The sequence below is a fragment of the Clostridium malenominatum genome (assembly GCF_039521365.1).
Lineage (GTDB): Bacteria > Bacillota > Clostridia > Clostridiales > Clostridiaceae > Clostridium_AW > Clostridium_AW malenominatum.
This window is the reverse complement of the sequence record NZ_BAAACF010000003.1, coordinates 1-16,056: the sequence shown is the minus strand read 5'-3', so window position 1 is coordinate 16,056 and position 16,056 is coordinate 1. Positions and strand designations below refer to the sequence as shown.

The following is a 16,056-nucleotide window of genomic DNA, read 5'->3' as shown; positions in this document are numbered from 1 at the left end:
GGTGAAGAATTATGGAGATACTTTCTACAGGGGAAAAGATTCGAAGAGCTAGAGTTTACAAAGGATATACCTTAAAATATTTATGTGAAGATAAATTATCTGTATCAAAGATGAGTTGCATTGAAAATGATAAAGTTATACCTGAAGATTGGATATTGGATTTTGTGGCAAAAAAGCTAGACTTAGATGTGGGATATTTAAAAGATGATGTAAAGAGTCAAATAAGAAAAAACTTAGAAAAATTGAAAAACTCAAAACGAAAAAATTATGAAGAAAAACTTATTTATAATTTTTCCTATGCAGAAGACTATAATTATTATGAAGAAGCTTTTCAAATAATGCACTTGATGTTTAGATATAACATTGAAATGAAAAGATATGAAAAACTTCAAGTTTTAATTTCAAAGTACTACGATATTTGCTTAAAATCTAAGTCCAATGAAAACCAGCTTATTTATTACATGGATATAGCAAAATACTTTTACCATTCAGAAGAATATATACAGGCTGCGGGATATTATAATACAGTAAAAGAAGAAGGCAAAAAAGTTGGAAACATGGAAATTGTAGCAAGAGCTATGATAAGAGAATGCTATTCCTATACCATGGCAAAGCAATACAAAGTGGCTTATGAAATAGGAAAAAAATTAATGGAGTTAATAGATGTTTTTAAGGACGAGTTAAAAAAAGCAGAAGCTTACTATATAATGGCATTACTTTCTCTTAGAAATAACAAAGAAGAATTCTCTCATTATGAGAAAGAAGCCTATAGATTATACGGAGATAATAAGGTTAGAATTGCCGATGCAATATTTAGCTACGCTGAAGCTATGCTTGACTTAGATATGAAGGATCAAGGTATAGAATATATAAAAAAGGGATTAACTTACTATGAAGAAGAAAAGGGAGAAGGATTTGTTCAATATATGCTTAAAGCTGTAGAAGAACTTATAAAAAATAATGTAATAGAAGAAGCTGAAAGCATAAGCGATGAAGCGATAAATTATTCAATAAATTTAAAGGATATGAAATACATAGAAAAGGCTTATTATTTAAAAGCTCTAATACTTGGTAAAAAAGGAGAACTTTCTTCAAAGGAAATGTATATGAATCTAGCTTTAGACTCACTTATGAAGTTTGGTAGCAAGAGACAAATATTAGATAGATACATGGAAATGGGTTATATGTATTTTAAGTTAAAAAACATAAGTGATTCTATAAAATATTTCAATTTAGCCTTAAATTTAAATAAATATATATAAATAAGAAATAGAAGCCTATACTATAAAAAGTATAGGTTTTTTTATTTATTCAAGAGAAATTAGACTTTGACTTTCTTTGACCAATGGTGTATAAAAAAATTAAGAAGAAACAAGTATAGGAGGTATACTATGGATATTGAAAAATTAACATTAAAAGTGCAACAAACCATAAATGATTCTGGAGCAATAGCTATAAAACATAATCATCAACAAATTGATATAATTCACTTGTTTGCATCCTTAATTATGCAAGAAGATGGCTTGATACCTAATATATTTACTAAAATGGGAGTAAATATTAGAAGCCTTAGGGAAGAAATTACTAGAGAACTTGATAAAATGCCAAAGGTTTTAGGGGAAGGAGCCCAAACTGGAGGAGTATATGCCACAAGGAGATTTGAAGAAGTTTTTATAAAAGCAGAGGAAATCTCTAAAAAATTTGGAGACTCTTATATAAGTGTAGAACACGTGGCACTTGCTATTATGGATATTGATAAGAAGGGCGAAGTGGGAAATATTCTAAAAAAATTTAACGTAAATAAGGAGGGATTTTTAACGGCTCTATCATCTGTAAGGGGAAACCAAAGGGTGGATTCTCAAGATCCAGAAGGCACCTATGAAGCTTTGGTCAAATACGGAAGAAATTTAACTGATGATGCTAAAAACCATAAAATTGATCCAATCATAGGGAGAGATGAAGAGATAAGAAGGGTTATAAGAATACTATCAAGAAGAACTAAAAATAATCCAGTACTAATCGGTGAACCTGGAGTAGGTAAAACAGCTATAGTAGAAGGACTAGCTTTAAGAATTATAAGAGGTGATGTACCTGAGGGTATAAAAAATAAAACTATATTTTCACTAGATATGGGAGCACTAATCGCAGGTGCAAAGTATAGAGGAGAATTTGAAGAAAGATTAAAAGCTGTATTAAAAGAGGTGGAAAGAAGCGAAGGAAAAATAATATTATTTATTGATGAAATACACACCATAGTAGGGGCTGGAAAAACAGAAGGAGCCATGGACGCTGGAAATCTTATTAAACCTATGCTTGCTCGTGGAGAATTACATTGTATTGGAGCCACAACCTTTGATGAATACAGAAAATATATAGAAAAAGATAAGGCATTAGAGAGAAGATTTCAGCCAGTAGTGGTAGAAGAACCTACAGTGGAAGATAGTATATCAATACTTAGAGGGTTAAAAGAAAGATTTGAAATTCACCACGGTATAAGAATACATGATTCAGCAATTGTTGCAGCTGCAAAGCTTTCTAATAGATATATAACAGATAGATATCTTCCAGATAAAGCTATAGATTTAATCGATGAAGCAGGAGCAATGATAAGATCTGAAATTGATAGCCTTCCAACGGAATTAGATATTGTAAAAAGAAGAATATTTCAATTAGAGATAGAAAAAGAAGCTTTATCTAAGGAGAAAGACATAGTTTCTTTAGAAAGATTAAACGCCTTAGAAAAGGAGCTTAGTAACTTAAAAGAAAAAGATAAGGAAATGACCTCTAAATATAATAAGGAAAAAGAGCAAATCACTGGAGTTAGAAATTTAAAAGAGAAATTAGACAATGTAAGAGGAGAATTAGAGAAGGCTGAAAGAGCTTATGATTTAAATAAGGTTGCAGAGCTAAAATATGGAGTGATACCAAACATAGAGAGTGAGATAAAAGAAAAGGAAGGGGTAATATATGAAAATCAAGAAGGCAATATGTTAAAAGAAGAGGTTACAGAAAATGAAATAACTGAGATAATAGCTAAATGGACTGGAATACCTGTTGCAAAACTTATGGAGGGTGAAAAGGAAAAGTTATTAAGATTAGAAGATGAACTAAGCAAAAGAGTTATAGGGCAAGAAGAAGCGGTAAGTGCAGTATCTAATGCAGTAATAAGAGCAAGGGCAGGGATGAAGGACCCTAAAAAACCAATAGGTTCTTTTATTTTTTTAGGTCCTACAGGTGTAGGTAAAACTGAACTTGCAAAAACTTTGGCAAGAACACTATTTGATAGTGAAGAAAGTATAATAAGAATTGATATGTCTGAGTACATGGAAAAGTATTCAGTATCTAGATTAATTGGAGCTCCTCCAGGATATGTAGGATATGAGGAAGGGGGACAATTAACAGAAGCGGTTAGAAGAAAGCCATATTCTGTAATACTTTTTGATGAAATAGAAAAAGCTCATGAAGATGTATTCAATGTTTTTCTTCAGATATTAGATGACGGAAGACTTACAGATAATAAAGGAAAAACTGTAGATTTTAAAAACTGCATAATTATAATGACATCTAATATTGGAAGTATACATTTACTAGAAAACAATAAAGATAGAGTTATGCAAGAGTTAAAGGGTAGATTTAAGCCAGAGTTTTTAAATAGACTTGATGATATCATTATGTTTAAACCTTTAACTAAAGATGAAATTACTAAAATTATTGATATTTTCCTAGTAAGCATTGAGGGTAGATTAAAAGACAGGAATATAAGTTTGAGTGTTACAGAAAGAGGAAAAGAACTTATGGGTAAAGAAGGATACGATCCAATTTATGGAGCGAGACCTCTTAAAAGATATATTGAAAACACCTTAGAAACTCAGATAGCAAGAGAAATAATAAAAGGTACTATTACATCTGGTGATACTATAGTGGTAGATGCAAGAAATGAAAATATAATTATTGAAAAAACTAAATAGCTTCCTTCAATTGGTAAGCATGAATGAGGAAATAGAGGATAATCTATATAGTAAAGAAACATTATTTTAAAAGAAGGTGACTTTATGAAAAAGAGACTTTATTTCCTCATTTTTATATTTATTCTATCATTAATTTTAAAAACGGGAATTAGTCAAGTGAAAGCTGCAAATAATAATAAAGAAAAAGTTGTGTTTTTAACCTTTGATGATGGACCGTCCCCCAATAATACTCCTAAAATATTAAAAATACTTAAAGAAAATGGAGTTAAGGCTTCTTTTTTTGTTATTGGAGCTTTAGGAGAAAATAATCCACAAATAATTAAAAAAATGTATAGTGAAGGCATGACTATACTTCCACATACATATAGTCACGATTATAAAGCAATGTATAGTAGCGTGGATAATTATTTTCAAGACTTGGATAAATGTATTAAAGTTATAAACAATTTGACGGGGAAAGATTACTATACCTATACTAGGCTACCAGGAGGTTCCGATAACCAGGTTTCTAATGGTGAAATACTAAGAACCATTAGGAATAAGCTTAATGCTAAAGGTGTGGATTATATAGATTGGAACGTATCTTCTGGAGACGCTGAGGGGGAAACAGTTGCAGTTAATGTGTTAAATCATAATATAAAAAATGGATGCAACAATACAAACTTAGCAGTTATTTTAATGCACGACAGTTATTATAAAAGTACCACAGTAGAATCTTTAGATAGTATAATAAAAGATCTTAAAGCTAAGGGATATACATTTAAAACTTTAGAAGAAATGACTAATTCTGAAAGAAGAACAATGATAAGAATGGGAATAGTTAATAGAAGATAGCCGACAAGCTTAGCTTTGTTGGTTATTTATATAATTTTAGTACAAGTTTTAATAATATAAGAAATATTGAAAAATTTAGTGAAGAATTATACAATATATTTTGGTGGCATAAATCACCAATTTAGCATTATGTGATATACAACTTAATGAAAGCATTAGTAAGGAAATGATTTATTAAATTTATACAATAATTAAAACCTATAATACTTAAGGAGGGGGGAAGGATATGGAAAGGAGGTGAATATATTGAGTAATGTAAATAAAGAAATAAATTATCTTTTAGAAAGTTGCTGCTCTGGAATAATAAAGAAAATTAGTGGAAAAGGACCAGAAAGGACAAGGGTTGACATTAAAGGTAATTATGTTACAATTGAGATTAGGGGTATATTGTCGGAAATAGAAAAAGCTGTATTAAATCATGAAAATAATTATAAAAGGGTAGAGTATTTTAGGCAAGGATTAGTACCGATTTTGACAGAAGAAATACTAAAGCAGGTATGCATAATTTTATGTAAAGAATTAATTATTATTTCTGATGAAGAAAATATCTTAGACAATTCAAAAGTAATAGTGTTAAAAATTATATAATTGGTTAAGCTAATGGAGGGGTAATTATGGAAAACTTTATCCAAAAGTGAGCCAGTGCTAATGTAAACAATACATTGTACTGGCTCATTTTATTTTGACATTTTTTTCAATAAAAGACCTCATATTGTAATAAGTATAAATACTTACAATAGTTAAGTGAAAAATTTAATTATATAATAAATTGACGAAAAGAGGTAGCAACAAATTATGGAGTACTATTTAAAAAATATAGACAATGGGAGTATATTAGAAAATTTAAAGAATTCTATAGTAAAAGAAGAGCTTAAAGTGTATTATCAGCCTCGAATTAATATTTTAAATGAATCAATTATAGGGATGGAAGCATTATTAAGATGGAATAATATCTCGCCATCTAAAGTAATAGCTTTAGCTGAGCAGTCAAATTTAATATACGAAATAAGTGATTATGTAACGAAAATAGCCTGTGAAGAAACAAGTTTATGGAATTTAAAGAAAGGTAAAAACTTGATACTTAGTGTAAATATATCAGCTAAACAATTTGAAAATAGAAATTTTATTTTTTGGCTTACTGATATATTATATGAAACGGGATTCAATCCAGAACAGCTAGAAATTGAAATTACTGAAAATATTGCTGTAAGAAATATTGAGAGGACGGTAGAGATATTAAGAGAGTTAAAAGCTCTTGGAATAAAAATAGCTTTAGACGATTTCGGAACAGGATATTCATCTTTTAAATATTTAAACAAACTGCCAATAGATATAATTAAGATTGATAAATCTTTTGTGGACGGAATTACTTTAGATAAGAAGCAAGAAATAATAGTATCAAAAATTATTGAAATGGCCCATTGTTTAAATTTGAAAGTTATTGCAGAAGGAGTTGAACTATTTGAGCAATTTCAAATGCTAAAAAAGCTTAACTGCGATGAGGCTCAAGGATTTTATTTTAGCAAACCTCTAAGAAGTAGTGAATTTGAAAAATTAATAATTTAACAGTGACTTAAAAAAATGATTTCCATGGGGATGTAAAAAATATGATTTTTAATGAATGTTATTTTATTTTAGTGTGTACAGGCTTTAGAATATATAGTTACATAGATGCAATAAAAATATTTATAGGATAAAAAATAAAAGGGCCAGATATTATCTGGTCCTTAATCATTTTTCTTTATTATATAATCTTTAGCTTTTAACTCTAAAGAGTCATCTAAAGGAGAGAGTTCTATATCTTTACCATATTTATTTTCTAAGGAGATTTTTAAAAGTCTATCTGCCAGTTCTGGATTTTTGGAAAGTAAGCATCCATGAAAATATGTACCAAAGGTGTTTTTATAAACACAGCCTTCATAGCCATCTTCTCCATTGTTGCCAAAACCTCTAATTACTCTACCTAAAGGTTTTAAGTCTCCTATATAAGTTCTTCCAGAGTGATTTTCAAAGCCCACATAGGTTTCGGAAAAATCTTCATTTATTATTACGGTGTTTCCTATAAAGCGGCCAATGCCACTGTCTGTATATATAGGAAGAATATCTAGTCCTTCAAGCCTTTCTCCTTCAGCAGTGGTATAGTATTTACCTAATAACTGATATCCTGCACATATAGAAAGCATTACCTTACCACTTTCGATATATTCTTTTATGGCTTCTTTTTTATTTTCCATTAAGTCTTTAGAAACTATGGATTGCTCGCAATCTTGCCCTCCACCAAAAAGCACTATGTCGTAATTCTCACCATTAAACTCTTCATTTATAGATAGGTTTACTATATTTGTTTTAATACCTCTTTTTTCTAATCTGTACTTTAATATATGCACATTACCAATGTCTCCATAAACATTTAGGAGGTCAGGGTATAGGTGACAAATATTAATTTCCATAAAATACCCCTCCTTTTACCAAAGTTTTTCTATATAATTTTTACTATGAAGATATTTTCTAAAGTTAATCATAGCGGTATAGGTTGCAAGAATATACACTACATCGCTTTCGCAAAGTTTAATTTCCTCTAATAACTTATCATAACTTTCGCATAGGGTGAATTTTTCTTCTTCAAGACCACTAACCTTTAATCTTACAGCCATATCATATAATCTATCGCCGGAAATCATAAACTTTTCTACATCTAAAGAAGAAAGCTTTTCAAACTTTACATCCCATATCCAGGAAATATCCCTTCCATCTGCGTAGTTATCATTTAGCATAAGGGCTAAATTTATATTTCTAGAATCCAGTGCAACGGTACTTAATGCTTGGTCGTAACCAGCGGGATTTTTCACTAAAATTATTTTCACTTCTTTATTTTCAATTTTAATTTCTTCTTGTCTTCCAAAGCTACTTTTTTGCTTTCTTAAGGCATCAAATAGTATGTTTTTATCTAGTCCTAAAACTTTTCCTATGGAATAAGCGCAAAGGCTATTATATATATTATAAACCCCAGGTTGGTTTATGTATAATTCCTCTCCATTTATTAAGACCATTGAGCCTTCACGAGAAAGCTCCTTTATTTCATCTACTTTATAGTCTAAGTCAGGTCTTTTATAACCGCAACTTTCACACTTATAGTCGCCAAGATGATTATAAGTAATGAAATTATAAGTATATGGATTTTTACATTTTTTGCAAAACTTAGAGTCTGCATTATTATCTAAGTTATCTCCATTTTCTAGTCCGTAATTAAGTCCATAATAAACCTTTCTATTTGGTGCTGGAATATCTCCTAAAGAAGATTCGTCTCCATTTAAAACCAATGTAGAGAAGGGGGACTTCTCTACTCCCTCTAATATTTTTAAAAGAGTAGTGTGAACTTCGCCATATCTATCTAATTGATCTCTAAATAAATTTGTAATGGTAATTACTTCAGGAGATATAAACTCAGTAACTAACTTTACGTTTGCTTCGTCAATTTCAATTACGGCATATTGTTCGCCATTATAACTATGATTAAATTTATAGTTTTCTACAAAACATGCCACAATACCGGGAAGCATGTTGGCGCCAGTGTGATTAGTGATAACCCTTTTTCCGCTATCTTTTAACATGCTATAGACCATACTTGTAGTGGTAGTTTTGCCGTTAGTTCCTGTAATAAGAATTACCTTATATTCTTTTCCAAGTGTTTTTAATATACTTTTATTTAGCTTTAAAGCTACTTTTCCCGGGAAATTAGATCCTCCTTTAAAAAAGGTTTTTGAAAGCTTCATAACAATTTTTGAAGCTATTACACTTATGTAAAACCTAATATTAATTTTAAACACACCCTTTATTTAAGATTTAGGATTTAACATTAATCTCACATTACTTCATTATAATACAAAATATCAAAAAACTCATCAGAAATGTTAAAACCAGCATTCTTTGATAAATTATTTAACTTCTTTAGAAGTCTAGTTTTACTATCTCCAGTCATAGGTGTAGGTTGGTAATCGTTAATATAGTCTACAGAAGATATGCTAGTTGGAATAACTCTTATCCCGTAGGACTCAGGTTTTCCGTTTTTAAATTTATATTTTACTTGAAGAATAAAAGTGTCTTTATCCCTTGGGTTAAAATTCCCACCAAAGCAAAAGTTGCCTAAGCTATAAGCAATAATTTTTCCTTTATACTGTTCTATACCTTGAATTACATGAGGGTGATGACCAACTATTAAATCTGCACCTTTATCTATAGCAAAGCGAGCCAAGTTTTCCTGGGAGCCTACAGGGTAGTAGCTGTTTTCCACTCCCCAGTGAAAATTTATTATAGCAATTCGCCCTTCGTCTTTTAGTTTTTTAATATCCTTTTCTACCTTGTTTCTAAATTCAGGATAATCATTATACCCCATATATCCCAAAAATCCTAATTTAGCTCCTTTTACCTCTGTAGTCCAAACATTGCCTTCGCCAAAATAATTAACATTGACATTCTTTAATGACTGCAAAGTATCCTTAAAACCTTGCTGCCTATAATCGTAAATGTGGTTGTTAGATATATTTACTCCTTCTATATATCCTAAAGGAAGAGACTTTGCATATTCTGGATCTGCTTTAAAGTTAAACTGTTTAACCTCTCTTGAGGTTGCGTTAGTAAATGTAGTTTCTAAATTTACTACTGAAATATCATCTTCTTTAAATATTGGAGCTACTCCTTTGAAAAAGTATGAAAAGTCATTATTGTTATTTTTAAGCACATAAGGAAGACTATTTGCAAAGGCGAAGTTACTATCATGACCAATAGTAGAATCCCCAGCAAAGCTAAGCAGAACCTCTGAATAAATATCCTCTTTAACCTCTTCTTTAATTTCTTCTTTCTCTTCCTTTGAAGTGGAAACTTGCTTATCTTCCTCTGCAACAGGAGTATCTGCATTAGAATAATACATAATAAAGGAAACAATTCCAGTAATAACAAGCATTCCTAATATTAAAAAGGTAAACAATAATTTTGAAGTTTTCTTTTTACCCATAAATTCCTCCTAAGTCTAAATCATTCTTTAAATAAAATAATAATGTATTTTTTTCTCTCTGTCACTATAAAATACATTATAATCCTGTGGCATTTTTTGAGTATATTTGATAAAATCATTATATGTAAGAATAAATGTAATCTTATAATTGGGAGGATTGTTATGAATAATACTGAAACCCCTATGGATTTGATGAATTTGGCTAAAAAAAATAAAAAGGTTTTAGCAGGAATTTTGTCGTGTATTTTAATATTTAGTATATTTTTTTATGTAAATAAAACTGAAAAAGCTAAATTTAGTATAGCAACTAATAAGGCAGAGCAATTTTATTATAGTGGAGAGTTCGAAAAAGCAATAGAAGAATTCAATAAACTTTATGAAAAGGATAAATCTTCTTTGTGGAAGGCTAAAATTGCACAGATTTACTCTGTTACAGGGGAAATGGACAAGTCTAATGAATATTTAAAAGAAGTAGGAGAACTAAAGGGTAAGGACCCAGAGGTGATAAATCTTACGATTTTTACCGAATATATGAATAAAGATTTTAAAAAAGCCTTGAAACATGGAGAAGAGGCTTTAAAAAATAATTCTCAAGATAAAGAACTTATAAAAATAATGTTTGCAGTATATATGGCTAATGATAGTTATGATAAAGCAAAGGAAATTTTATCTTCCTATCCTGTAGATACAAAATCTTCCTATGATATGGCGGAATACAGTAGAATGTTAATGCTTATGGGAGATAAGGAAAAGGGATTTGAAACCTTAAGAAAAGCTTGGGATATTGATAAAGATGAATTTAAAATTTACGATGTTCTAGTTCAAATTGCCCTTTACGACAAGGATACTTTATTAGAAGATATACATAATCTTTCCACAAAAAATCCTGAGGACTTAGCTTATAAAATGTGGTCTGCTAAAATTTATTCTATGAGTAAATATACTGTAGCTCAGGCATCATCTATAATGGAAAGTTTAAAGGATAAAGACATTGGGGAAATTGCAAGGGCTGTAATTGAAGGAACTATTCAACAAAACTTAGATAAGGATGCTGAAGCAGAAAAAATAGTAAATGACCTTTTGATTGCTCATAAAGGAGATTATAGAGTTCTTCATAATGCAGCGTGGTATTATTTAAATAAGGATAATTTAGAGAAAGCAGAAGATTACGCTAAACAGTCTTTATATAAAAATCAAGAGTATCCGGATAATTATGCTTTCTTAATGCCTCAGATATTGAGGAAAAAAGGAAAAACCATTGAATCAGAACCTTATTTTAGAGCTGCTATGTTTATGGAACCTTATAATTATAATATAATGATTACAATAGCAAACCATTATTGGAATGCTGATAATGATGATAAAGCAATGGAATACTTTAAATTTGCAGAAATAGTTAAGCCTGAAGATGCAGAAATAAAATATAATATGGCCATTATTCATTTATCAAATAAAGAAGATGATAAGGCTATAGAGATTTTAAAACAAGCTATAAAGATTAAAAATGATGTGCCAAAGTACCATAGAACATTGGGTACAGTATATTATTTAAATGGAAAAACAAAAGATGCTATAGCAGAAATCAGGTTTGCTTATGAAGCTGATAAAAATGATGCATTAACTTTAAATAATGCGGGATGTTACTATATAACTATACCTTCGGATATTCAAAGGGGAGTATATAATTTACAGGCTGCAGTTAAAGCTATTACAAACGACATGGATGAGTATACAAAAAAGACTATAAAGGACAACTATGATAAGGCCAAAAAGCTTTATGATAGTTATACAAAATCTAAGGCAAATACTAAGCTTAAGGTGCCAGATTTAATTATGTTCTATTAGGATAAATTTATAGGGAATTTTGCATTGCAAAATTCCTTTTACTTTTCCGTAGTTATTTCGATATAATATATATACATAAATTTATTAAGAGGGGGTTTGTTTTATGAAAAAACTCTTTAAGTATATAGCGATTGCACTATTAATCGCTCTTACGTCTGCTTTAGCAGGGTGTAATGGTAAAAATAGTGATAAAGGCGTTTTTATTACAAAGTGGGATAATTATTATGAAGGAAGTAATATCATATTTTATTATGAAAGTGAAGACAATCCAAATCTTCAAAGGCTAAAGAATAAGTATGACTTAGATGAAGTGGTTAAAGATAGTAAAGATGATTTTGAGAAAGCAATAAAGCTCATGAATTGGGTTAGTAACAAAATGAAATATAGCAAAAGTAGTTTAAGTACAAAAACAGATGCATTAACCTTACTGCAACAGGCTGAAAATAAAAATAGTTTATCTGATAAGGATTATGCTATAGTTTATAGTCAAAGTGCCTCATCCTTAGGGATGTTTGCAAGAAGGGGAGAATTTAGAATAGAAAATAGCCAACAGGATGGAGAAAAGTCTTACTATAAAGTATGTGAGATTTGGAGTGATAAATACAGCAAATGGATTATGCTAGATGTAGTTAATAATAGTTATATAGAAAGTAATGGAATTCCTCTAAGTGCTATTGAGGTATTGAACTCGGGGCTTAGTGGAGTTAATACTATGGGAATAAAAAACATTGAAAAGTACATAAAGAAGCTAAAGCCATATTTATATTCATATTCTATAGAAATTGATAATAATATATATGGTGTTCCTAAAAGCAACTCTTTTATTACCTATAGCAAGGATGATTTGCCTGAAATAAGAATAGAAGGAAATATTATAAGACCTACTATATTTGTAAAAAAAGATACTTTATTTAACAAGTCTCCAAGATTGGTACAACAAGAACAAAATGCAGAGAAGGATAAGGTAGCTACTTTGATTTTTACAAGGAAAACCAGTGAAGATAAAAAGCCTAATAATGATGAAATTGTTATTAATGGTGCAGTGTTTAAGGATAGTTCTAATATTGAAGAATATTATATAAGTATTGACAATAAGCCTTGGATGGAAGTTAAAAGCTTTTTTACCCTAAGTTTAAAAGAAGGAAATAATAATATAAGATTTTCAAATGATGGAAAAAAAGTAATAAGAGAAGTTAACATGGAATATAAAAAGTAGTATAATTAATGGTAATTTAATAAGAGAGCGAGTGAAGTCTAGTGTTATTGATATTTAAAGCTATCATTATTGCAATTGTGGAGGGATTAACGGAATTTGTACCGGTTTCTTCTACTGGCCATATGATTCTTGTAGGACATTTTATAGGATTTACAGGTAGTTTTGCGAATTTATTTCAAATAGTAATTCAATTAGGAGCTATACTTGCTGTAGTGGTAGTTTATTGGGATAAGCTTTGGGAAAGTGTAAAAGGGGTATTTAAATTAGAGGCAAAAGATTTGAGATTTTGGATAAACATAGTGGTGGCTGCTATACCTGCAGCGGTATTAGGATTTTTATTTGATGATTTTATAGATGAAAAACTATTTAATCCAATTACTGTGGCCGCGGCTTTACTTGTAGGTGGGATTTTAATGATTCTAGTTGAAAATAAGTATAGAAGAAAAAGTACAACTAGAACCGTAGATAGAATTAAGTTAAGACAATCATTATTTGTAGGATTATTTCAATGCTTAGCTCTATGGCCAGGTATGTCCAGATCTGCTTCTACAATAATGGGAGGATGGATTGCAGGTTTATCCCCTGTAGTTGCCGCAGAGTTTTCTTTTTTCTTAGCGATACCTATGATGGTAGGAGCTTCAGGATTAAAGTTATTCAAGAGTGGACTAGTCATGTCTAATATAGAAATAATTACATTATGCATAGGTTTCGTTGTAGCTTTTGTAGTTTCACTAGTAGTAATAGAGAGATTTATAAAGTTTCTTCAGAAAAAACCAATGAGGGTATTTGCTGTTTATAGAATTGTAATAGGAACAGTGCTTTTGATTTTAGCTTTATTTAAAGTTGTAGTCATATAGATAATAAGTAGAATATGATTAAAAAAAGTTTAAGTGTTTAATAGTTATATATTAAATACTTAAACTTTTTTATTATATTGTGGAATTTATTGTAATAAAACATATTATATAATATAAAAACTCTTAAGGAGGAAGGTAAGTGAAAGATGGCGATATATTAATTAAGGGTTTGACACCTTCAAAAGAGGTATTAAAAAACTTAAGAAATATTCCACATTCAAGTTTAGTCCATAATAATACCCTTAAATTATCTTATATACCTTATGAGATATCAAAGATATTAAGCATAAACGTAGGTATTAGTATAAAAACATTTAAGAAAACAAAGTTAAAAAAAGGATGTAAAGTAAATATTATAGGATTTAGAAATATAGACATTGATTATGTTGCAGAAGAATCAAAGGATAAAGTTCATCAGTTAAATTATAAAATACCCTTCTCTACAGAGATATACTATGGATACGATAGAGGTGATGTTAAAGGAGTATATGTGCCAGTGGATAAATTGTATTATAAAATAGTAAATCCTAAAGAAGTAATGGTGATAACAAGAGCTTATATAGCACCATTATGTGGATAGTGTTAACAAAAGAAAATTCTTTGCATAAAATAGTATTGAATTTTTAGTAATTTTATATAGAAAGGAGTAAAAAATGAAAATTAATGATATAGAGATATCAGGGATTATTACTCAGGAGGAACTAAGTAATTATAATTTGGAATATCCTCGTAAAGAACTAAGTGAAACTTTTGGTATAGATTTTTCGGAAGAAATGGCTACAATAGACATTCCATTGCAAGTTTTCTTTGATGCTAAGGTTGTAGAAAGCAAATCTATATCTACACAAGGGCAAAATAAAGTTTTTATTCATGGGATAATAACAACAAAACTGGTATATGTAGCAGATGAAACTACTAAGCCTATTAAAACAGTAGAGTTTTATAAGCACTTTTCATGCTTTTTTCCAATAGGGGATGGCAAGAGTGAGGAAATAAACACTAGAGTTTTTATTGAAGATGTTATTATAACTCAAAACAGTAACAGAGGTTTTTATATTTCACTTTTACTACTTGCATGCCCTGTTTATAGTAGGGATGTTGATAAACATAAAGATATAGAAATTTTACCTAAAAGAGAAAAGCTAAATAAAGTTGAAGAGCCCAAAAACATAAGTAAGGCGGTTAGAAATAAAGATGTGGATGTAGAAATTGAATATGACATGAATATGACAGGACAATATTTTGAATCAGATTGGAAATAATATTAACAATTTTACACTACTCTTAATATAATACAGTACAAACAATATTTTAAGAAAGTGGTGGTGATTGTAATTGAGTAAAACAGATAATTACAAAGAAAATAAAGATATAGATAGAAGCATAGGATTATCAAGCTTTTTTGATAATGATAGATCTTTAGCTTGTACAAATGTGAGATTTAATGCCTGCCAAATTTGCAAAACTGTTGAGTTAGACCCAAGTCTTGCTGATGTATCTAGATTATTAAGAGTAAGAATAAGATTAGTGAATGTTTGCCCTGGAAAAGAAGTAACCTTAGGATGTATTGTAACAGATACAAGTGGAAATCCGTTGGTTTACAAATCAGATACCTTTATAGCTACTAGGGATAGAGGCAGAGTAATAGAAGACGATAGCATAATTGTTGATGACATGAAGGATTGTAATTGTGGACCTTCTGGAGTTTGTATAGATGTAACAAGAGTATTTACTTTCCTACTTCCAGAGAGTAATTTATGCTCACCATTAGATTGTAATGTAAGGGTAATAGCTAATTATACTTCTCCAGGTTGCTAAAATAAGATTTGTTAGATTAACTAAAAATATAATAATTAATTAGAGAATAAAAAGAAGCTAAAATCAATGAAAAAGTTGATTTTAGCTTCTTTTTAATTAGAAAACTTGTAATTATTATAAATACTTATCCTAGTGTATCCACTTGCGAAAAATAAAGAAAAACATTGAAAACTTTAGATATATGATGCTAATTTTAAATAAATAATATTAATAGCATAATCTAGAGAGGTTAATGTGATACAATAACTCATGTCCTCAAGAAACAAAGAAAACAATAAAGATTGAGAGGACAAAAGTTCTTCAAGATAAATTAAAAAAACTTGTTGACAAAGATAAATAGAAATGATAATATAAGAAAGTCGCAAATGCGACATGGTCTTTGAAAATTAAACAGAGTACATTAAGCCAGTCGATTCTTTTAAGAATCAAAATAATGGATGATAATATATCATCTTGAGCAAAAGGTCAACTTTAAAATTGAGAGTTTGATCCTGGCTCAGGACGAAC

The 16,056-nt window shown here is 29.6% G+C and carries 14 protein-coding genes; 11 read left to right on the top strand and 3 right to left on the bottom strand.

Going from position 1 to position 16,056, the window contains the following annotated elements:
* The first annotated feature begins 11 nt into the window (after window positions 1-11).
* The 5 genes from ABDZ69_RS12010 to ABDZ69_RS11990 all read left to right on the top strand — a co-directional run bounded on the left by ABDZ69_RS12010 (window position 12) and on the right by ABDZ69_RS11990 (window position 6,368).
* Entirely contained in the window at window positions 12-1,262 is a 1,251-nt protein-coding gene (locus ABDZ69_RS12010) for a helix-turn-helix domain-containing protein (protein WP_343769947.1), read from the top strand.
* Between the two features lie 129 nt (window positions 1,263-1,391).
* Window positions 1,392-3,968: an ATP-dependent chaperone ClpB gene (clpB, locus tag ABDZ69_RS12005; protein ID WP_343769945.1), complete on the top strand. Its 2,577-nt coding sequence runs from the start codon at window positions 1,392-1,394 to the stop codon at window positions 3,966-3,968.
* Between the two features lie 84 nt (window positions 3,969-4,052).
* Window positions 4,053-4,802 carry a polysaccharide deacetylase family protein gene (locus ABDZ69_RS12000; RefSeq protein ID WP_343769943.1) on the top strand — a complete coding sequence of 250 codons (750 nt, stop codon included), beginning with the start codon at window positions 4,053-4,055 and terminating at the stop codon, window positions 4,800-4,802.
* 246 nt (window positions 4,803-5,048) lie between these two features.
* Window positions 5,049-5,390 carry a Na-translocating system protein MpsC family protein gene (locus tag ABDZ69_RS11995; protein WP_343769941.1) on the top strand — a complete coding sequence of 114 codons (342 nt, stop codon included), beginning with the start codon at window positions 5,049-5,051 and terminating at the stop codon, window positions 5,388-5,390.
* 207 nt (window positions 5,391-5,597) lie between these two features.
* Complete coding sequence (locus tag ABDZ69_RS11990; RefSeq protein WP_343769939.1) at window positions 5,598-6,368, top strand: putative bifunctional diguanylate cyclase/phosphodiesterase; 771 nt, start codon at window positions 5,598-5,600, stop codon at window positions 6,366-6,368.
* A gap of 161 nt (window positions 6,369-6,529) precedes the next feature.
* On the opposite strand, the gene ABDZ69_RS11985 is transcribed toward ABDZ69_RS11990, so the two are convergent.
* Genes ABDZ69_RS11985 through ABDZ69_RS11975 form a run of 3 tightly spaced genes read right to left on the bottom strand, consistent with a single transcriptional unit; the run spans window position 6,530 to window position 9,813 of the window.
* Entirely contained in the window at window positions 6,530-7,252 is a 723-nt protein-coding gene (locus tag ABDZ69_RS11985; protein ID WP_343769937.1) for a type 1 glutamine amidotransferase, read from the bottom strand.
* Window positions 7,253-7,267: 15 nt separating this feature from the next.
* Window positions 7,268-8,629: a MurT ligase domain-containing protein gene (locus ABDZ69_RS11980; protein ID WP_343769935.1), complete on the bottom strand. Its 1,362-nt coding sequence runs from the start codon at window positions 8,627-8,629 to the stop codon at window positions 7,268-7,270.
* 35 nt (window positions 8,630-8,664) lie between these two features.
* Window positions 8,665-9,813: a CapA family protein gene (locus ABDZ69_RS11975; protein ID WP_343769933.1), complete on the bottom strand. Its 1,149-nt coding sequence runs from the start codon at window positions 9,811-9,813 to the stop codon at window positions 8,665-8,667.
* A gap of 162 nt (window positions 9,814-9,975) precedes the next feature.
* Between ABDZ69_RS11975 and ABDZ69_RS11970 the strand changes: the two genes are divergently transcribed.
* The 6 genes from ABDZ69_RS11970 to ABDZ69_RS11945 all read left to right on the top strand — a co-directional run bounded on the left by ABDZ69_RS11970 (window position 9,976) and on the right by ABDZ69_RS11945 (window position 15,549).
* Entirely contained in the window at window positions 9,976-11,658 is a 1,683-nt protein-coding gene (locus ABDZ69_RS11970) for a tetratricopeptide repeat protein (protein WP_343769931.1), read from the top strand.
* A 103-nt stretch (window positions 11,659-11,761) separates the two neighbouring features.
* A complete protein-coding gene (locus ABDZ69_RS11965) occupies window positions 11,762-12,874 on the top strand; it encodes a transglutaminase domain-containing protein (RefSeq protein WP_343769929.1) in 1,113 nt (370 codons plus the stop codon).
* 41 nt (window positions 12,875-12,915) lie between these two features.
* Window positions 12,916-13,731 carry an undecaprenyl-diphosphate phosphatase gene (locus ABDZ69_RS11960; protein WP_343769928.1) on the top strand — a complete coding sequence of 272 codons (816 nt, stop codon included), beginning with the start codon at window positions 12,916-12,918 and terminating at the stop codon, window positions 13,729-13,731.
* Window positions 13,732-13,870: 139 nt separating this feature from the next.
* The gene (locus ABDZ69_RS11955) at window positions 13,871-14,311 is read left to right on the top strand and encodes an SPOCS domain-containing protein (RefSeq protein ID WP_343769927.1); all 441 of its coding nucleotides are present in this window, start codon (window positions 13,871-13,873) and stop codon (window positions 14,309-14,311) included.
* A 73-nt stretch (window positions 14,312-14,384) separates the two neighbouring features.
* Window positions 14,385-14,993, top strand: coding sequence for an SPOCS domain-containing protein (locus tag ABDZ69_RS11950; protein WP_343769926.1), 609 nt, complete (start codon window positions 14,385-14,387; stop codon window positions 14,991-14,993).
* A 73-nt stretch (window positions 14,994-15,066) separates the two neighbouring features.
* On the top strand, window positions 15,067-15,549 hold the full coding sequence (locus ABDZ69_RS11945) for a hypothetical protein (protein WP_343769924.1): 483 nt from the start codon (window positions 15,067-15,069) through the stop codon (window positions 15,547-15,549).
* Window positions 15,550-16,056 lie beyond the last annotated feature (507 nt).